This window comes from Hyunsoonleella pacifica (assembly GCF_004310335.1).
Taxonomy (GTDB): Bacteria; Bacteroidota; Bacteroidia; order Flavobacteriales; family Flavobacteriaceae; genus Jejuia; species Jejuia pacifica.
In genome coordinates this window covers 381689-401244 of sequence record NZ_SIRS01000002.1, presented here as the reverse complement: position 1 = coordinate 401244, position 19556 = coordinate 381689, and the positions used below count along the sequence as shown (strand labels likewise).

Annotated in this window: 18 protein-coding genes; 1 reads left to right on the top strand and 17 read right to left on the bottom strand. The window is 33.2% G+C overall.

Going from position 1 to position 19556, the window contains the following annotated elements; all coding sequences use genetic code 11:
- Window positions 1–65: 65 nt before the first annotated feature.
- The 17 genes from hisF to EYD46_RS05080 form a co-directional block, all read right to left on the bottom strand.
- A complete protein-coding gene (gene hisF / locus EYD46_RS05160) occupies window positions 66–821 on the bottom strand; it encodes an imidazole glycerol phosphate synthase subunit HisF (RefSeq protein WP_130935997.1) in 756 nt (251 codons plus the stop codon).
- 99 nt (window positions 822–920) lie between these two features.
- Window positions 921–1649, bottom strand: a complete 729-nt coding sequence (gene hisA / locus EYD46_RS05155) for a 1-(5-phosphoribosyl)-5-[(5-phosphoribosylamino)methylideneamino]imidazole-4-carboxamide isomerase (protein WP_130935996.1) — start codon at window positions 1647–1649, stop codon at window positions 921–923.
- 63 nt (window positions 1650–1712) lie between these two features.
- Window positions 1713–2327 carry an imidazole glycerol phosphate synthase subunit HisH gene (gene hisH, locus EYD46_RS05150; RefSeq protein ID WP_130936239.1) on the bottom strand — a complete coding sequence of 205 codons (615 nt, stop codon included), beginning with the start codon at window positions 2325–2327 and terminating at the stop codon, window positions 1713–1715.
- A gap of 69 nt (window positions 2328–2396) precedes the next feature.
- Window positions 2397–3533, bottom strand: coding sequence for a bifunctional histidinol-phosphatase/imidazoleglycerol-phosphate dehydratase HisB (hisB, locus tag EYD46_RS05145; RefSeq protein WP_130935995.1), 1137 nt, complete (start codon window positions 3531–3533; stop codon window positions 2397–2399).
- Window positions 3534–3616: 83 nt separating this feature from the next.
- The gene (gene hisC, locus EYD46_RS05140; protein WP_130935994.1) at window positions 3617–4654 is read right to left on the bottom strand and encodes a histidinol-phosphate transaminase; all 1038 of its coding nucleotides are present in this window, start codon (window positions 4652–4654) and stop codon (window positions 3617–3619) included.
- The gene (hisD, locus tag EYD46_RS05135; RefSeq protein WP_130935993.1) at window positions 4651–5937 is read right to left on the bottom strand and encodes a histidinol dehydrogenase; all 1287 of its coding nucleotides are present in this window, start codon (window positions 5935–5937) and stop codon (window positions 4651–4653) included. The genes hisC and hisD overlap by 4 nt, the downstream gene beginning before the upstream one ends.
- A gap of 59 nt (window positions 5938–5996) precedes the next feature.
- Complete coding sequence (gene hisG / locus EYD46_RS05130; RefSeq protein ID WP_130935992.1) at window positions 5997–6854, bottom strand: ATP phosphoribosyltransferase; 858 nt, start codon at window positions 6852–6854, stop codon at window positions 5997–5999.
- A 286-nt stretch (window positions 6855–7140) separates the two neighbouring features.
- Window positions 7141–7953 carry a prohibitin family protein gene (locus tag EYD46_RS05125; protein WP_130935991.1) on the bottom strand — a complete coding sequence of 271 codons (813 nt, stop codon included), beginning with the start codon at window positions 7951–7953 and terminating at the stop codon, window positions 7141–7143.
- 10 nt (window positions 7954–7963) lie between these two features.
- Window positions 7964–9994 carry a VWA domain-containing protein gene (locus EYD46_RS05120; protein ID WP_130935990.1) on the bottom strand — a complete coding sequence of 677 codons (2031 nt, stop codon included), beginning with the start codon at window positions 9992–9994 and terminating at the stop codon, window positions 7964–7966.
- Between the two features lie 12 nt (window positions 9995–10006).
- Entirely contained in the window at window positions 10007–10753 is a 747-nt protein-coding gene (gene fabG, locus EYD46_RS05115) for a 3-oxoacyl-[acyl-carrier-protein] reductase (RefSeq protein ID WP_130935989.1), read from the bottom strand.
- 127 nt (window positions 10754–10880) lie between these two features.
- Window positions 10881–11753, bottom strand: a complete 873-nt coding sequence (gene sucD / locus EYD46_RS05110; RefSeq protein WP_130935988.1) for a succinate--CoA ligase subunit alpha — start codon at window positions 11751–11753, stop codon at window positions 10881–10883.
- 65 nt (window positions 11754–11818) lie between these two features.
- Complete coding sequence (locus EYD46_RS05105) at window positions 11819–12763, bottom strand: UDP-3-O-(3-hydroxymyristoyl)glucosamine N-acyltransferase (RefSeq protein ID WP_130935987.1); 945 nt, start codon at window positions 12761–12763, stop codon at window positions 11819–11821.
- 6 nt (window positions 12764–12769) lie between these two features.
- Window positions 12770–13336 (bottom strand): elongation factor P, encoded by a 567-nt coding sequence (efp, locus tag EYD46_RS05100; RefSeq protein ID WP_130935986.1) that lies wholly within the window; start codon window positions 13334–13336, stop codon window positions 12770–12772.
- An 18-nt stretch (window positions 13337–13354) separates the two neighbouring features.
- Window positions 13355–14140 (bottom strand): acyl-ACP--UDP-N-acetylglucosamine O-acyltransferase, encoded by a 786-nt coding sequence (gene lpxA, locus EYD46_RS05095; protein ID WP_130935985.1) that lies wholly within the window; start codon window positions 14138–14140, stop codon window positions 13355–13357.
- Between the two features lie 14 nt (window positions 14141–14154).
- Complete coding sequence (locus tag EYD46_RS05090; protein WP_130935984.1) at window positions 14155–15561, bottom strand: bifunctional UDP-3-O-[3-hydroxymyristoyl] N-acetylglucosamine deacetylase/3-hydroxyacyl-ACP dehydratase; 1407 nt, start codon at window positions 15559–15561, stop codon at window positions 14155–14157.
- Window positions 15548–16573 (bottom strand): UDP-3-O-(3-hydroxymyristoyl)glucosamine N-acyltransferase, encoded by a 1026-nt coding sequence (gene lpxD / locus EYD46_RS05085; protein WP_130935983.1) that lies wholly within the window; start codon window positions 16571–16573, stop codon window positions 15548–15550. The genes EYD46_RS05090 and lpxD overlap by 14 nt, the downstream gene beginning before the upstream one ends.
- 132 nt (window positions 16574–16705) lie before the next feature.
- On the bottom strand, window positions 16706–17917 hold the full coding sequence (locus tag EYD46_RS05080) for an HD domain-containing protein (protein WP_130935982.1): 1212 nt from the start codon (window positions 17915–17917) through the stop codon (window positions 16706–16708).
- An 80-nt stretch (window positions 17918–17997) separates the two neighbouring features.
- On the opposite strand from EYD46_RS05080, the gene porX reads away from it, so the two are divergent.
- Window positions 17998–19545 (top strand): T9SS response regulator signal transducer PorX, encoded by a 1548-nt coding sequence (gene porX / locus EYD46_RS05075; RefSeq protein ID WP_130935981.1) that lies wholly within the window; start codon window positions 17998–18000, stop codon window positions 19543–19545.
- Window positions 19546–19556: the final 11 nt, after the last annotated feature.

Here is a 19556-nt window from a genome sequence, read left to right as displayed (position 1 = left end):
ATCTATTAGTTATTAGTCTTTTGTATGGATTCCGCATCAAGTGCGGAATAACAGCACGCATAATTTTAAATGCGTACTTCTATATCTTGTTTTTTTAATGCTTTCTTTAAATCTGGAATTGGAATTTCTCCAAAATGAAACACACTGGCTGCCAATGCTGCATCAGATTGTCCTTCTTTAAATGTGTCTGCAAAATGCTGCACATTTCCTGCACCACCAGATGCTATAATTGGAATATTTAACATACCCGATAATTTGGCCAACGCCTTATTTGCAAAACCGTTTTTAGTGCCGTCGTGATTCATTGAGGTAAATAATATTTCGCCTGCACCACGTTCTTCAACCTCTTTTGCCCATTCAAACAAATCAATCTCCGTTGGAATCGTTCCTCCTGCTAAATGCACTTTCCAATGTCCATCTACCTTTTTAGCATCAATAGCTACCACCACACATTGGCTACCAAACTTGTCGGCCAATTCATTGACTAATTCTGGGCGTTTAACTGCCGACGAGTTAATAGATACTTTATCTGCGCCATTTTTTAATAAGGCATCTACATGTGCTACACTGGAAATACCACCACCTACAGTAAACGGAATATTAACCTGTTCTGCAACACGTAGTACCATATCTAAAGTAGTACCTCTGTTTTCTAAAGTAGCGGCAATATCTAGAAACACTAATTCATCAGCACCTTGTTCAGCATATTGTTTCGCCAATGCCACAGGGTCTCCTGCATCACGTAAATCAACGAAGTTCACACCTTTTACGGTACGTCCGTTTTTAATGTCTAAGCAGGGTATTATTCTTTTTGTTAACATATCTTGTCATTCCTGCGTAGGCAGGAATCTATTTAATATTACTTTATTGATGTGGATTCCGCATCAAGTGCGGAATGACAGTCTTATAAAAATCTTTATTTAATTACTTTTAAGAATATAACTCTCAAGTTGTCTTAGACTAATTTTATTTTCATAAATGGCTTTTCCTATTATGGTGCCTTCACATCCTAATTCAGCTAATCTTGGTAGCTCTTCAAATTTTGAAATACCTCCAGAGGCAATCAATTTAACGCCTTCTAACTCCCCTAGCATCTTCTCATACAAATCAAACGAAGGCCCTTCTAGCATGCCATCCTTGGCTATATCTGTACAAATTACGTACGACACACCTTCCTGTATATAGTTTTTTACAAACGGAATCAACTCTTCATCTGATTCTTCTAGCCAGCCACTTATGGCAATTTTTTCATTGTTAGCATCAGCACCTAGAATGATTTTGTCTGCTCCAAATTTAGATAACCAACTTTTAAAAACCTCTGGTTTTTTAACGGCAATACTTCCTCCTGTTATTTGTCCTGCTCCAGACTCGAACGCAATGCGTAAGTCTTCATCAGTTTTTAAACCGCCACCAAAATCAATTTTTAAATTGGTTTTCGTTGCAATGGTTTCTAAAACTTTATGATTTACAATATGACTTGCTTTAGCACCATCTAAATCCACTAAATGCAAATACTCAATACCATGATTTTCGTATTGTTTTGCAATTTCTAGTGGATTCTCGTTGTATATTTTCTTTGTGCTATAATCGCCTTTCGACAATCTTACACATTTACCATCTATGATGTCTATTGCTGGAATTATTCTCATTTTCTAGCTTTTGGCAATTAGCTATTGGCCATTAGCAAAAAGCTAAGAGCCAACTGCTAAAGGCTACATATTTATAAAGTTCTTTAATATTTTAACACCTTCATTTCCGCTCTTCTCCGGATGAAACTGAGTGCCATAAAAATTTTCATGTTGTAATGCCGACGCATAATTGATGCCATAATCTGTAGCAGCAATGGTTTCATTACAATGTTCTGCATAATAACTATGCACCAAATACATGTATTCGTTTTCTTTGATATAGGTAAATAATTCGGATTTTAAATCCTTAATAATGTTCCATCCCATTTGCGGTACCTTTACATCATCTGAAAAGCGTTTTACTTTGGTTTGAAAAATGCCTAATCCTTCTGTATTACCCTCTTCAGTATGCAAACACATCAATTGCATGCCTAAACAAATACCTAATACAGGTTGTTTAAGCGTTGGGATTAACTTGTTTAATCCGGTTTCTCTTAGCATTTTCATTGCGGAACTTGCTTCTCCTACTCCAGGAAATATCACTTTATCTGCCGCTTTAATTTCTTCTGGGTTGTTTGATAATACAGCATCATACCCTAACCGCTTAAAAGCAAATTGAATGCTTTTTATATTTCCTGCGCCGTAATCAATAATTACAACAGAAGCCCCTCCTAGCCTCCCCGAAGGGGAGGAACTCATACTCTTATTTATATTGTTATTCATTAATTTCATTTTTTTCTCCTCCCCTTCGGGGAGGTTGGGTGGGGCCTACAACATTCCTTTAGTACTTGGTAAAAACATCTTGTTAGGATCGCGTTTTACAGCCATTTTCATAGCTTTTGCAAAGGCTTTAAAAATCCCTTCAATTTTATGGTGTTCGTTTGTGCCTTCTGCTTTTATGTTTAAATTACATTTCGCACCATCTGTAAACGACTTAAATAAGTGGAAAAACATTTCCGTTGGCATATCCCCTATTTTTTCACGTTTAAATTCTGCATCCCATTCCAACCAATTTCTTCCGCCAAAATCGACAGCTACTTGCGCTAAACAATCATCCATAGGCAAACAAAAACCATAGCGCTCTATACCTAATTTGTTGCCTAAGGCTTTATTAAACAATTCGCCCAAAGCAATCATTGTATCTTCAATGGTATGGTGCTCGTCAACTTCTAAATCGCCATCTACTTTAATGGTTAAATCCATAGCACCGTGGCGCCCAATTTGATCTAACATATGATCGAAAAACGACAAACCAGTATCAATATCATTTTTGCCAGAACCATCTAAATTCAATTTTATATATATCTGTGTTTCATTGGTGTTGCGAGTTATCTCTTCAACTCTATCTTTCAGCTTTAAAAACTCGTATATCTCAGCCCAATCAGTACTTGTTAAGGCTATGCAATCTAAAATATCTTGTTTAGAATTTTCAATCTCATCAGCACCTAATTCTGGATTTTCAGACAAATAAATGCCTTTTGCACCTAGGTTTTTGGCCAACTCCATATCTGTAATTCTATCGCCTAATACAAACGAATTCTTCAAATCATAGTCTTCTGAAAAATATTGCGTTAACAACCCTGTCCTTGGTTTACGTGTCTCTGCATTTTCATGAGGAAACGTTTTATCAATATGTATTGCCGAAAATTCTACACCTTCCTTTTTAAAGGCATCAATGATTTTATTCTGAGCAGGCCAAAAGGTGTCTTCAGGAAAACTATCTGTTCCTAGACCGTCTTGGTTGGTAACCATAACTAACTCATAATCCATTTCACTGGCTATTTTCGCCATGTATTGAAATACTTTTGGATAGAACTCTAATTTTTCAAGACTATCTAATTGATAATCTACTGGCGGTTCCAAAACCAAAGTGCCGTCTCTGTCTATAAATAATACTTTTTTCATTTTTTTGTCATTCCTGCGAAGGCAGGAATCTATTTATGTTATTCAAATTTATACGGATTCCACATCACCTGCGGAATGACAAATCATTCTAACGCTTTTAATGCTTTTATTAAAACTTCATTTTCTTCCTTAGTTCCCACTGTAAAACGCAAACAATTTTCGCATCCGGGTTGTGTGGTTCTATTTCTAATAACGATTCCTTTTTCTATCAATTCATTGTAACGTTTTGTGGCATCATCTACTTTAGCTAACACAAAATTAGCATCGGTTGGATAAATTTTTGATACAAAACTAATAGCATCTAATTCTTCAACTAAAATATCGCGCTCGCTTAATATTGATGCTACTTGCTGTTGCGTTAACTCATTTTGCTCTAATTGCGCAATCGCTTTTTGTTGCGTGAGTTCGTTAACATTATATGGTGGCTTAATGCGATTTATAACCGATATAATTTCCTCGGATGCATAACATATACCTAAACGAATTCCCGCCATGCCATAAGCTTTAGATAATGTTTGAGTGACGATTAAGTTTGGAAACTCATTCAATCTGCTTGCCCAACTTTCTTCGTTTGAAAAATCGATATACGCTTCGTCAATAACTACAATACCTTTAAATTCTCTTACTAATCGTTCTATTGATTTAGCTTTAAAACTATTCGCTGTAGGATTATTTGGCGAACACAAAAACAATAATTTAGAGTTTGAATCTGCTTCCTCTAAAATAGCATCAACTTTAGGTTGAAAATTTTCATCCAACTGCACACGTTTTATGGCTACAGCATTAATATTTGCCAATACACTATACATGCCATAAGTTGGTGGTAAGGTAATGATGTTGTCTTGATTTGGCTCGCAAAACGCACGGTAAATTAAATCTAGCACTTCATCGCTACCATTGCCTAAAAGTATATTTTTTTGAGGAATAGACTTTATTTTTGAAAGTAATGATTTTACAGTACGCTGTTGCGGGTCTGGATAACGATTTACACCATTTTCAAACGGGTTTTCATTGGCATCCAAAAACACCATAGCATCACTATTACCTTGATATTCATCTCTTGCTGATGAATATGGTTTTAACGCTTTTACAGTTGGTCTTATTAAATCTTGAATACTCATTGTTTCAAATCCTTTAATCGAATGCTCACAGCATTTTTGTGCGCCTGTAAGCCTTCTGCTTCTGCCATTAACTCGATAGTTTCGCCAATATTCAAAATACCTTCTTTAGATATTTTTTGAAATGTCATGCTCTTCATAAAGCTATCTAAATTCACTCCAGAATAGGCTTTAGAAAATCCATTCGTGGGTAATGTATGATTGGTTCCAGAGGCATAATCTCCCGCACTTTCGGGCGTATAATCTCCTATAAAAACTGATCCTGCATTATTTATGTTATCAATATAAAGGTCTTCGTTTTTACAACAGATAATATAGTGTTCAGGACCATATTCATCAATCATTTCTATGGCTGTTGCATCATCTTCAACATAAATTAATTTTGAATTTGCGATAGCTTTTTCGGCGATGGCTTTTCTTGGCAATGCTTCTAACTGTTTAGAAACTTCTTCTGAAACACTATCAATTAATGCTTTGGATGTAGATACCAAAATAACTTGACTGTCTACACCGTGTTCTGCTTGACTCAATAAATCTGAAGCTACATACGCTGCATTTGCCGTTTTATCTGCTACCACCAACAATTCGCTTGGTCCTGCAGGCATATCAATAGCAACACCATATTTAGTGGCTATTTGTTTTGCTACTGTTACAAATTGATTGCCTGGTCCAAAAATTTTGTAAACTTTTGGAATGCTTTGTGTACCAAAAGTTAAACCTGCAATGGCTTGAATACCACCAACTTTAATAATTTTGGTTACCCCACAAAGGTGTGCAGCAAACAAAATCTCTGATGCTAACTTACCTTCTTTATTGGGTGGCGAGCATAATACAATCTCTTTACAGCCTGCAATTTGCGCAGGAATTGCCAACATTAAAACTGTTGAAAACAATGGTGCTGTCCCTCCTGGAATGTATAAACCAACCTTTTGGATGGGACGCTTTTCTTGCCAGCATTTAACACCATTTGCGGTTTCTATCTCAATTTTTGACGTTCTTTGAGCATTGTGAAACGCTTCAATATTTCCCTTTGCTTTTTTGATGGCATCTTGTAATTTTTCAGAAACCAATTGAATGGCTTCTTCAATTTCTTCGGAAGTTACCACATTGGAATCTAAAGAAACACCATCAAACTTTTGAGTATATTGCTTAATAGCACTATCCCTATTTGTAGAAACATCCTCAAATACTGTGTTTACAGTATCCTCGATATCTCCAACGGTTTGGGTTGGTCTTTTTAAAATTTCGGACCATTCACTTTTATCTGGATTAAATATTGTTTTCATAAGACTTTTTCAAAACTAAATTGACAAGATTCCTGCCTCCGCATGAATGACAAAAAAAATTAAAGTACCATTTTTTCAATTGGACAAACTAGTATCCCTTGTGCGCCATTAGCCTTTAATTCGTCAATAACTTCCCAAAACTGGTGCTTTGGAATTACAGAATGTACAGAGCTCCAACCTTCTTCAGCAAGTGGTAATACCGTTGGGCTTTTCATACCTGGTAATACTTTAATAATCGCATCTAGTTTATCATTAGGAGCATTTAGCAATACATATTTTGATTGTCTGCCTTTTAAAACCGACTGAATTCTAAACTGTATGGTTTCTAAAATTGCCTGTCGCTCACTATCCATCTTTGGAGATACAGCTAAAACAGCTTCAGAGGTTAGTAATACTTCTATTTCTTTTAGACCGTTTTTAAATAAGGTACTTCCACTTGATACAATATCGCAAATACCTTCTGCTAAACCAATATTAGGTGCAATCTCTACAGAACCGTTAATTTTATGCAATTGTGCTTCTATATTTTGTGCTTTTAAAAACTTTTTAACGGTTTCTGGATAGGATGTTGCAATACGTTTGCCGTTTAGATCCTTTAATGAATTTGCCTTAGAATCTTTGGGAACAGCTATAGATACTTTGCATTTAGAAAAGCCTAAACGTTCTACAAAATCGATACCATCACCTTTTTCGATTAGTACGTTTTCGCCAATAATAGCCACATCTACAACACCATCTTTTAAGTACTGAGGAATATCTCCGTTTCTCAGGTAGAAAACTTCCACTGGAAAACCTTTAGCCGAAGCTTTTAATTGGTCTTTTCCATTATCAATAGAGATACCTATATCTTTTAATAAACGCATTGAATCTTCGTTCAATCTGCCAGATTTCTGTACTGCAATTCTTAATTTACTCATTTTCTTGTTTTTCTGAATTTGAAACTACCAAGCTAAATTAAAATTAAAAAACCCGCTTGAACAGTCTCAAACGGGTTTAAATATATGTTGATTTTACTCAATACATTTTTACTTCGCTTGAGAGCAAATGCAAAAATGATGATGTGTTTGAGTAAAAGTCATTTCTATTATTTGGTGCAAATATCTATAATTTATCTCTATTATTCCAAATTAAATTTATAATTATTAAAATAATTTAAAGAAATATTAAATTTTAAAAATTATAATTAAAAGACCTGATTATAAATTATTGATTTCCCAAAATGATAGGTAATCCACTATCACCAGAACCAATAACAATTACTTTACTATTAGGTGATTCTGATAATTTTGTTGTAGCTTCTATACCTTTATCTTGAAGAATCTTATCTGTTAAAGAAGCACTTAATATACGATTTGCATCCGCTTTACCCTGTGCTTCAATACGCTGTTTTTCAGCTTCTTTTGATGCGGTTACTAATCTAAACTCGTATTCTAAAGATTCCTGTTCCTGCTTTAGTTTTCGTTCAATAGCATCTTTAATTGATGGTGGTAAAGTTACATCCTCAACTAATACTCGCTTAACATTTAAGTACTGTCCTTCAAGCTCTTTACGAACTTCTTCCAAAATTTCTTGTTCTATAACATCACGTTTACTTGAATACAATTGTTCTGGTGTATAACGCCCTACAACACTCCTTGCCGCTGAATTAATTGCTGGATCTAATAACTCAACAACAAAATCTTTCCCTTTTGTTTTTATTAAACTCCCTAGGTTTTCATATTCAGGTTCAAACCATATTGTACCATTAACGGATACCTGCAGACCATCAACTGAAAGCACATTCATTTTATCTGAAATAGATTGTTGTCTAACTTTAAATATTAACATATCATTCCATGGTGCTACAATGTGAAAACCTTCTCCATATGTTTTTTCAGTGTTAATACCATCCCCAAAACGTTCAAAGATCACTCCGCCTTCTCCAGGTCCAATTGTTACTGCAGATTTAGCAATAAGCACAAATAGAATGACAACTAATACTATTACAGGTACTGCTATTTTTGGTAATTTTTCCATAATTATATATTTAAATTAATCCGTTATATTTTCTTAAAAACCATTCAGCTGATAGTGTTAACACTAAAAAACCTAATAGGTATTTCCAATCAATCAAAGGTACAGTATTTTTATCGCTTTTTTGGATAGGCTTATAGCTTTCATTAGACAGCAATTCTGAAATTAAAGCATCCGTTGAATTTACAAAATAAGCCTTACCGTTTGTATTAGTAGCTAATTGTTGCAACTTCGTTACATCAGCATTTAAAAATTGTTGTTCAATATTATATTCTAACACTTCAAAGCTTCCAGATTTTGATATATTTTCATTTTTTGAACGTACTAAAAAATTATATTTTGAAGCCTCTATACCTGTTAAATCTATTTGATAATTATTATTTTTAAGTACAAAAGGTAGCACCTGCTTTTCTTTTGAAATAATGTTTTCTAGAATTAATTCAAGAGACTGTCGCGCATCAAACTCATAGTTCTTATCAAAAATTTGTGATTTAAAAATGATATTAGCACTTCCTGTATAAAACGATTCATAGTCTACTGTTAATCTTGTTTTTCTTTTATTTGAAGCTAAATACTGTACTAACTTTCCAATAAAATTATCAAAATTAGAAAACGATTTTTCATTAATAAAGCTCTGAGCACGCCATCTCCAAATACCTTCTCCAAATAGTATAGCTTCACGTCTTCCATTATATTCTAGGGTTGCCAACAATGGCTCTTCTTTTTGAATACCCAAAACTGTTTTATCTAATAAGGTTTCAAATGGAACAGAAAATTTAGAGGCACCAAAAGCTCCCTTTAGTGGTGGAAAACTTTCAAAATTGATATCTTCTACTAAAAAGGGAGAAAAATTCAGGTTTAATCTAGGTTGAAAATCTTCAACTTGCCCAGTATTCTCGTGTGTTAAAATTTCGTTCGTATTATTTAAAAATCCTAGTTCGGTTTTTGAGCCAATTACTGTAAATGTATTTACCGATAAGGTATTCAATGATTGGTATAGTCTTTTAAACTTATTGCTTGGTTGATATAGTATAATTAACTGAAATTCATTTATTCTATCTAAAATTTCAAAAGGATTTAAAATTGAAACTGATCGCTGCTCATTAGTTTCAATACTTTTCTTAAATGCACCAATATCAGGATGAAGTATATCGCTTACTATTGCTATTTTAGTTTTTTGATCGATAACTTCAACAGCAAAATTCTTTGAATTATTTATAGTGTTTTTTTCTGTTTGTAATGGCTCTAGCGTTGCAACATAACTACGAATACCTACTCTATTAGCTGGTAATGTAAATTGAATGATTTCTGAATTATTTTCTTTTGAGAAATTTATTTTTTTACTAAATATTATTCTTCCATTTGATGACACACTAAATCTAGAAGAAATACGCTTATTACCCTGATATACTAAAATAGCTTCAACAGGAAATTTATTCTTTAAAAAAGCATATTTATTAACATTAAGTTGTTTTATTTTTAAATCGGTATAAGTTACTGTATCTCCTAATATTATTGGGTAAACAGGCTGTGAATACACATTTGAAACAGAATAATCATTTCCAAATGTTTGGTTTCCGTCTGAGATTAATACAATAGGAGCAATATCGTTTTTATAAACTTCTGAAATTTCACGTAATGCTGCATCTATATTACTTCCTTGCGACTTAAAATTAAACGCTTTTGAATTTTTGAGTGCTTCATCAAAAGAAAACATCTCTAAATCAAAATTTTTATTCAATTTAGGATCGTTTTTTAATGATTCTAAAAGCTTTAAAGCATCTTCTTCTTGATTTAAGTGTGCTATCGAATTAGAATTATCTATAGCTAATATGAGATTGGGGGTTTCTGTATAAACTTTAACTTGAGTAAACTTTGGGTTTATCAATAATAGTAATAACGCAAAAACCGTTAAAAAACGTAAAAATGTAAAAACTAAGGATAATTTACCTTTATATTTTGATTTATACTTATACTGAAAAAGCGCTACAAGTAGCGCTATAATTCCAGATAATATAATATACAAAAGTATTTCTGTTTGCATTAAAACTTTAAACTATGTAAGCATTCCACCATCAACATTTAATGTTTGCCCAGTAATATAGGCACTCATATCACTTGCCAAAAACACACATGCATTTGCTACATCTTCAGGTGCGCCACCGCGTTTTAAAGGAATTCCTGCTCTCCACCCTTTTACAACTTCTTCATCTAACTTAGCAGTCATTTCAGTTTCAATAAAACCTGGAGCAATGACGTTACTTCTAATATTTCTTGAACCCAGTTCTAAAGCTACCGATTTAGAAAAACCAATAATTCCAGCTTTAGATGCTGCATAATTTGTTTGCCCAGCATTACCTTTTACTCCTACAACAGAACTCATATTAATTATGGAACCCTTTCTCTGTTTTAACATAGTACGTTGTACTGCTTTTGTCATATTAAAAACAGATTTAAGGTTAACTTCAATAACTTTATCAAAATCTTCCTCACTTATGCGCATTAATAAATTGTCTTTTGTGATACCTGCATTGTTAACTAAAACATCAATACTTCCAAAATCACTCAACACATCTGCTGCTAATTTTTGAGCTTCATCAAAGCTTGCTGCATTACTTTGATAACCTTTTGCGTTTACTCCAGCATCTTTCAATTCTTTTTCTAGTTCGTTAGCAGCTTCAACAGAAGAACTATAGGTAAAGGCTACATTAGCGCCTTGTTCTGCAAAAACTTTTGCTATCCCTCTTCCAATACCACGACTGGCACCTGTAATTATTGCTGTTTTTCCTTCTAATAATTTCATTAGTGTAGTTAGTTATTTTAATTTAATAATAAGCATTTTCTGTTTATTCAAATATAATAAATAGAAGTTGCTCTAAATAAAAAAACCTCACAATATTTGTAAGGTTTTCATTGATTTTGATATGTATTTAGCCAATAACTTCGGCTACTTTTTTTCCTATTTCTGCAGGAGAATCTACAACATGGATACCACACTCACGCATAATCTTTTTCTTTGCTTGGGCTGTATCATCACTACCTCCTACTATTGCTCCTGCATGCCCCATGGTACGACCTGCTGGTGCAGTTTCACCTGCAATAAAACCAACTATTGGCTTTTTACTACCACTTTCCTTGTACCAGTTAGCTGCATCTGCTTCTAGTTGACCTCCTATTTCTCCAATCATAACTACTGCTTCAGTTTCAGGGTCATTAATTAATAATTCAACAGCTTCTCTTGTTGTAGTACCAATAATTGGATCTCCTCCAATTCCTATTGCAGTGGTAATTCCCAAACCTTGTTTTACAACTTGATCTGCAGCTTCATATGTTAATGTTCCTGATTTAGAAACAATACCTATTTTACCTTGCTTAAATACAAAACCTGGCATGATACCAACTTTAGCTTCGCCAGGAGTAATTACACCTGGACAATTAGGACCGATTAATCTTGATCCTTTATCTTTTATATAATTTGAAGCAGTAATCATATCTGCTACAGGAATTCCTTCTGTTATAGTGATAATCACTTTTATTCCTGCATCAGCAGCTTCCATAATAGCATCAGCAGCAAATGCAGGGGGTACAAAAATAATAGTAGTATCAGCTCCTGCTTTTTCTACAGCTTCTTGTACTGTATTAAATACAGGTTTATCTAAATGTGTTTGCCCTCCTTTTCCTGGTGTAACACCTCCTACAACATTGGTACCATATTCAATCATTTGACTAGCATGAAATGTACCTTCACTACCTGTAAAACCTTGAACTATAATTTTTGAATCTTTATTTACTAAAACGCTCATTTGTGATAATTTTTCGTTTATTTTTTGAGTCAAGCAAAAGTAATTTATTTTCAGGGAAAAATAAACTACTTACCACTTTGTTTTTTTAAAGTTTCCAAGATTTCTGGAATTTTTCTAATTGAAGCAATTTCTTTGTATTTTGAACGGAAATCATCAGCAGGAATTCCAAAATAGCCCTTACCGCCTTCTAAAGATTTACTCACACCTGCTTTAGCTGAAATAACTGCTTTTTTACCAATTGTTATACCGCTTGTAATACCCACTTGCCCCCAAATGGTTACTTCATCTTCTATTACCACGCAACCAGCAATACCAACTTGTGAAGCAATCAGGCATTTTTCTCCTATAATTGTATCGTGTCCAATTTGAACAAGATTATCAATTTTAGTCCCTTTTTTTATTGTTGTGTCTCCAGTTACGCCTCTATCAATGGTACAAGAAGCACCAATATCTACATTATCTTCTATTACTACTCTTCCACATGACAATAACCTATCAAAGCCTTCTGGTCTATTTTTGTAATAAAAAGCATTAGCTCCTAATATAGTACCTGCATGAATGGTAACATTATCTCCTATAATAGCATCATCATAGATACTTACATTTGAATGAATGATACAATTTTCTCCAATCTTTACATTATGACCAATAAAGGTATTAGGTTGAATAACTGTATTTTCTCCTATTTCAGCTGTATCAGAAATTGATATGTTAGAGGCCTGAAATGGTTTAAAGTGATGAGATAATTTATTGAAATCTCTAAATGGATCATCACTAATTAAAAGTGCTTTCCCTTCTGGACAATCTACTTTTTTGTTTATTAGAATAATGGTGGCTGCAGACTGTAGTGCTTTATCATAATATTTAGGATGATCCACGAATACAATATCTCCTGGCTCGACCACATGAATCTCATTCATTCCTAAAACAGGAAAATCATCATGTCCTACAAACTCACAATTGATTAATTGTGCTATATTTTTTAAAGATTGTTGTTTTGGAAACTTCAACTATTATTATTCTTTAATTCGTTCTTTATATGTACCCTTTTCAGTTTCAACCTTAATTTTATCTCCTTCATTAATAAATAGCGGTACATTTACTGTAGCTCCAGTTTCAACAGTAGCTGGTTTAGTTGCATTAGTAGCTGTATTACCTTTTACTCCTGGTTCTGTATGCGTTACTTCCAAAATAACACTTGCTGGTAAATCTACTGATAAAGGCATATCATCTTCAGTATTAATTAATACTGTTACCACTTCCCCTTCTTTCATTAATCCAGGATTATCTAAAGCAGCTTCTAATAAACGTATTTGCGTGTAATCTGCTTCATTCATAAAATGATAAAATTCACCATCATTATATAGATATTGAAACTTATGAGTTTCTACACGAACGTCATCTAATTTATGTCCAGCAGAAAATGTATTATCAATTACTTTACCGTTTGTAACACTTTTTAGTTTAGTTCTAACAAATGCCGGTCCTTTTCCAGGTTTAACATGCAAGAATTCAACTATTTTATAAATATCATTATTATATCTAATGCACAATCCGTTTCTAATATCACTTGTAGTTACCATATAATTTTGTTGCTATTTTTAATTTGATTTAAAGTACCCTTTCATTATACCTCTATGCGAATTCTTAATAAATTGAAGAATTTCATCTCGCTCTGGGGTTGCTTGCATTTCTGCTTCAATTATTTCAGAAGCTTGTGTATTATTATAATTCTTTTGATATAAGATTCTATAAATATCTTGAATTTCTCTAATCTTTTCAGTTGTAAACCCTCTTCTTCTTAATCCAACAGAATTAATACCTACATAAGATAGAGGCTCGCGAGCAGCTTTAACATAAGGTGGCACATCTTTTCTTACCAAAGAACCTCCCGTTACAAAAGCATGATTACCAACAGATACAAACTGATGAACTGCTGTCATACCTGCTAATACAACGTGATCTCCTATATTTATATGCCCTGCAAGTGTACTATTATTAGAAAAAATACAATTATCGCCTACTATACAATCATGTGCTATATGGCAATATGCCATTATTAGGCAATTGTTACCAATAACGGTTTTCATTCTATCTGCAGTACCTCTATTAATTGTAACACATTCTCTAATAGTTACATTATCTCCAATTTCAACAGTTGTATCCTCATCATTATATTTTAAATCTTGAGGAACTGCCGAAATAACTGAACCTGGAAATATATTACAATTTTTACCGATACGTGCGCCTTCCATTATGGTAACATTACTACCTATCCAAGTACCTTCCCCTATTACCACATTATTATTAATAGTAGTAAATGGCTCTATTACAACATTTTTTGCAATTTTTGCGCCAGGATGCACGTATGCTAAAGGTTGATTCATTTTTTATGTTTTAATTATTTTACTTTGGAAATCTGTGCCATCAATTCTGCTTCCGCACATAACTTCCCATTTGCATAAGCGTACCCCTGCATATGGCAAATTCCTCTTCTGATAGGAGTGATTAATGTACACTTAAAAATTAAAGTATCTCCAGGGCTTACTTTTCTTTTAAACTTAACATTATCCATTTTCATGAAAAATGTTAGATAGTTTTCTGGATCTGGAACGGTGCTCAATACAAGTATACCTCCTGTTTGTGCCATTGCTTCTACTATTAAAACACCAGGCATTACTGGTGCTCCAGGAAAGTGACCTTTAAAAAACTCTTCATTCATCGTCACATTCTTCATCCCAACAACATGCTTATCTGAAAGCTCAAACACTTTATCCAGTAACAAAAATGGTTGACGGTGCGGTAACATATTCATGATTTGAGTCACATCCATAAGCGGTTCTTGATTCAAATCTATATTAGGCACATTATTACGCCTTTCATTCTTAATTATTTTAGATAATTTTTTAGCAAACTGAGTATTTACAAAATGTCCAGGTTTATTAGCTATAATTTTTCCGCGGATTCGTGTTCCTACTAAAGCTAAATCCCCAAGAACATCTAATAACTTATGTCTTGCTGCTTCATTTGGATGATGTAATGTTAAATTATCTAAAATACCATTAGGCTTTACAGCTATATTTTCTTTATTAAAAGCCACCCTTAACTTTTCCATAGTTTCAGGAGACAATGGCTTATCAACATAGACTATAGCATTATTTAAATCGCCTCCTTTTATTAAACCATTTTCCAGAAGCATTTCTATTTCATGTAAAAAGCTAAATGTTCTTGAATTTGATATTTCATTTTTAAAATCTGAAATCTGATTCAATGTGGCATTTTGAGTACCTAAAACTTTGGTACCAAAGTCTACCATAGTAGTAATTTGATACTCTTTAGCTGGCATTACCAAAATTTCACTACCACTTTCTTCATCAGTATACGATATAACATCAGACACCACAAACTCTTCTCTTGTAGCATCCAACTCTACTATTCCTGCCTCTTCTATGGCTTTAATAAAGAACTTTGATGAACCATCCATTATTGGAGGCTCTGATGCATTGAGCTCGATAATAACATTATCTACATCTAAACCAACTAATGCTGCTAGAACATGCTCTGAAGTTTGAATCATTACACCATTCTTTTCCAAGCAAGTTCCTCTTTGGGTATTGGTTACATAGTTTGCATCTGCTTCTATAACAGGAGCCCCTTCTAAATCTACTCGTTTAAAAGCTAAACCAGAGTTTGCCTTAGATGGCTTAAAAGTTAAGGTTACGTTTTTACCAGTGTGCAAACCGACACCAGTAAGAGACACCTCATTATTTATAGTTTTTTGTTTAGTATTAGTATTAACTATTGCCATAGTTTTTTTCTATATCGTTAATTTTTTTAATAATTTGGGGTAAGTTCTTAAAGTGTACATAAGATTTATTGTAATCACCATAAGCTAAAGCTGGTGATCCTTGCAATACCTCATCATCTTTTACATTTCTCCCAATACCAGATTGGGCTTGAATTTTAACATTGTTACCTATAGTGATATGGCCAACGATACCTACTTGACCTCCTATTTGACAATTTTCGCCAATTTTGGTAGAACCAGCTATACCAGTTTGAGCAGCAATTACAGTGTTTTTACCTATTTCAACGTTATGAGCGATTTGGATTTGATTGTCTAGCTTAACGCCCTTTTTTATAATGGTAGAGCCTAAAGTAGCTCTATCTATAGTAGTTGCTGCACCTATATCTACAAAGTCTTCTAAAATTACATTACCTGTTTGTGGTACTTTTTGGTACTCTCCCTTTTCATTAGGTGCAAAACCAAATCCGTCAGCTCCAATAATAGCTCCCGAATTAATGACGCAGTGGTTTCCAATAACACATTCTGAATATATTTTTGCTCCTGCAAAAACTATGGTATTATCTCCAATCTTAACATTATCTCCTATGTATGAATTAGGAAATATTTTTACGTTATTTCCAAGAACAACGTTTTCTCCTATATAAGAGAAAGCACCTATATATATATTTTCTCCATAAGAAGAGGAATCAGAAATAAATGATGGTTGCTCTACACCAAACTTATTAAGTTTTACCTGATTGTAATATTCTAAAAGTTTTGAAAACGATTTGTAGGCATCATCAACCTTAATTAGAGTTGTTGTTAAGCTTTCTTCAGGCTCAAAAGTTTTATTTACTATTGTGATTGAAGCCTTTGTTGAATATATATAGGATGTATATTTAGGATTCGCCAAGAATGTTAAAGCCCCTTCAACACCTTCTTCAATTTTTGCAAGTTTTGATACTTTAATATTTGCATCGCCAACAATATCCCCTTCAAGAATATCTGCTATTTGTTGTGCTGTGAATTTCACACGTTTTGAGTTAGTTCAGTTTTAATAATTTGAGCAAAAATAGGAAAAATGTAATAAAGTTATAACGCCTTCTTTTTTAAGATATTCTATGGTTGTAAACATTTTAATAATCAGAAAATTATGCACTCGTTTCTATTTTGGATAGCATATATAATATTTAGTAACAGGTTTAGATAAAGCCTTAAGGTTTAAATGATCTGTAGCCTTAACAATATCTTGAATTTTTCCAGACTTGTATAGAATATTAATATTCTGTTTTTTGGTTTGATAGGCTTGATTAAAAATATCTCCAGCAAACACAAAATATTTTGCCTCTTCATTACTAATATTATATTCCTTAGTAACCCTACTCAAATACTTTTCTAAATCATTTGTCTTAATAGGCTTTTTCTTTATTTTTATTTTTAATAATACCCTGTCAATTATCATTTCACATAATTTTTGAAGCACAAAATCATCACTGCTTTTCCAAGATTTCATTGCTGATACGATGTCATAATCATCTAGCTCATTAAAAACATCTAATGTTTTATCAGTAAAATTGTCTATTGAAATATCATTCTGCAAAAAATACTTAAGTGCTTTGCTCGCCTCTAAATTCCAACCTTTACTGGTTAGTTCCTTAGCTCTAGACAACACCCGCATCATTAGTTGTTCTGCCACTAAGCCTGTTTTATGTAAATATACCTGCCAATACATAAAACGGCGGGCAATAATAAATTTTTCTACGCTGTAAATGCCTTTTTCCTCAACAACCAATTCATCATCAACTACATTTAGCATGGTAATTAAACGTTCACTATTTACATTACCTTCTGCAACACCAGTATAAAAACTATCTCGCTTTAAATAATCAGCTCTATCAATATCCAGTTGTCCAGAAATAAGCTGACACATAAAAGAACGATGGTACTCGCCCTTAAATATTTTGATAGCAAGCGTTAAACTTCCGTTAAATTCTTCATTCAAACGCTCCATAAACAACAACGAAATTTGCTCATGAGATACACCATTTACTATACTATGCTCCATAGCATGGGAAAATGGACCATGACCAATATCATGTAACACAATAGCCATATACAATGCATCTTCTTCTTCTTTAGAAATTGTAACTTCCTTATAACGAAGTACATTCACTGCCTTTTGCATAAGGTAAATACATCCTATAGCATGATGAAACCTTGTGTGATGTGCCCCTGGATACACTAAATAAGACATCCCCATCTGGGTAATTCGTCTAAGACGTTGGAAGTATTTATGCTGAATGATATCAAAAACTAACGAATTTGGAATAGTAATAAATCCGTAAATTGGGTCGTTTAATATTTTAAGTTTATTCAAACTTTGAAAGTTTACTAATTTTTACAAATATAAATATATGAAGTCCAATTGGGGACTACATTTCATAAAATAGAGATAATATGATTAACATACTTTGGGTTGATGATGAAATTGATTTATTAAAACCGCACATACTATTCCTTGAAAAGAAAAACTATAAAGTAACCACTTGTAATAGTGGAACTGAAGCTATCGATATTATCGAAGACACTAATTTTGATATTGTTTTTTTAGATGAGAATATGCCTGGGCTCACTGGTTTAGAAACATTAAACGAGATAAAGGAAAAGAAGGACAACCTTCCTGTGGTAATGATAACCAAAAGTGAAGAGGAATATATAATGGAAGAAGCTATTGGCAATAAAATAGCCGACTACCTTATAAAACCTGTAAACCCAAATCAAATTTTACTGAGCCTAAAAAAGAATTTAGATCATTCCAGATTAGTATCTGAAAAAACAACATCAAACTACCAACAAGAATTTAGAAAAATAGCTATGGATTTAGCTATGGTTAATTCTTATGAAGACTGGGTAAACTTATACCAGAAATTAATTTACTGGGAAATTCAACTAGAAGATATTGAAGATGCAGGTATGTTTGAGATACTAGAATCACAAAAAACTGAAGCCAACATCCAGTTTGGGAAATTTATTGATAAAAACTACCCGGATTGGTTTGATGATACATCTGCAGCTCCAATTATGTCCCACACTCTATTTAAAGATAAAATTGTACCAGAGCTTAGTAAAGAACAACCAACACTTCTAGTAGTTGTAGATAACTTAAGGTATGACCAATGGAAAGTTTTTGAACCCGTTATAAACAACTATTATAAAAAGGAACAAGAAGAAGCCTTTTTTAGTATTCTACCTACTGCAACGCAATATGCCAGAAATGCTATTTTCTCTGGACTAATGCCGAGCGAAATGGAAAAGCTATATCCGCAATACTGGAAAAATGACACAGACGAAGGTGGAAAGAATTTACATGAAGCCGATTTTTTAGAAACCCAAATGCAGCGTCTTGGATTAAACAATTTAAATTATGAGTATCACAAAATTACAAACCTGAAAAACGGTAAAAAATTAGTTGACAATTTTAAATCATTAAAAAACAACGATTTAACTGTAGTAGTATATAATTTTGTAGACATGCTGTCTCATGCTAAAACCGAGATGGAAGTTGTTAAAGAACTAGCATCTAACGATAAAGCCTACCGCTCACTAACATTAAGCTGGTTTAAAAACTCTCCGCTATTAGAAATGATTCAACAAGCGCAACACCTAGGCTTTAAATTAATTTTAACTACAGATCACGGCACCATAAATGTAAAAAATCCATCCAAGGTTATTGGAGATAGAGATACAAGTTTAAACTTACGTTATAAAACGGGAAGAAGCTTAACCTTTGATAAAAAAGATGTATTACTGGCGGATAACCCTAAAAACATCCACTTGCCATCTATTAATATGAGTAGTTCCTTTATTTTCGCGAAAGGCGATTTGTTTTTTGCTTATCCAAACAACTACAACCATTATGTGAGTTATTATAGAAACACATATCAGCATGGAGGCGTATCATTAGAGGAAATGATTATTCCGTTTACCGTTTTCACATCTAAATAAAATCTTTGTAA

Coding starts and splice junctions, on each gene's coding strand:
- hisF (WP_130935997.1), bottom strand. CDS start 821: ATGTTAACAAAAAGAATAATACCCTGCTTAGACATTAAAAACGGACGT.
- hisA (WP_130935996.1), bottom strand. CDS start 1,649: ATGAGAATAATTCCAGCAATAGACATCATAGATGGTAAATGTGTAAGA.
- hisH (WP_130936239.1), bottom strand. CDS start 2,327: ATGAGTTCCTCCCCTTCGGGGAGGCTAGGAGGGGCTTCTGTTGTAATT.
- hisB (WP_130935995.1), bottom strand. CDS start 3,533: ATGAAAAAAGTATTATTTATAGACAGAGACGGCACTTTGGTTTTGGAA.
- hisC (WP_130935994.1), bottom strand. CDS start 4,654: ATGAGTATTCAAGATTTAATAAGACCAACTGTAAAAGCGTTAAAACCA.
- hisD (WP_130935993.1), bottom strand. CDS start 5,937: ATGAAAACAATATTTAATCCAGATAAAAGTGAATGGTCCGAAATTTTA.
- hisG (WP_130935992.1), bottom strand. CDS start 6,854: ATGAGTAAATTAAGAATTGCAGTACAGAAATCTGGCAGATTGAACGAA.
- EYD46_RS05125 (WP_130935991.1), bottom strand. CDS start 7,953: ATGGAAAAATTACCAAAAATAGCAGTACCTGTAATAGTATTAGTTGTC.
- EYD46_RS05120 (WP_130935990.1), bottom strand. CDS start 9,994: ATGCAAACAGAAATACTTTTGTATATTATATTATCTGGAATTATAGCG.
- fabG (WP_130935989.1), bottom strand. CDS start 10,753: ATGAAATTATTAGAAGGAAAAACAGCAATAATTACAGGTGCCAGTCGT.
- sucD (WP_130935988.1), bottom strand. CDS start 11,753: ATGAGCGTTTTAGTAAATAAAGATTCAAAAATTATAGTTCAAGGTTTT.
- efp (WP_130935986.1), bottom strand. CDS start 13,336: ATGGTAACTACAAGTGATATTAGAAACGGATTGTGCATTAGATATAAT.
- lpxA (WP_130935985.1), bottom strand. CDS start 14,140: ATGAATCAACCTTTAGCATACGTGCATCCTGGCGCAAAAATTGCAAAA.
- EYD46_RS05090 (WP_130935984.1), bottom strand. CDS start 15,561: ATGGCAATAGTTAATACTAATACTAAACAAAAAACTATAAATAATGAG.
- porX (WP_130935981.1), top strand. CDS start 17,998: ATGATTAACATACTTTGGGTTGATGATGAAATTGATTTATTAAAACCG.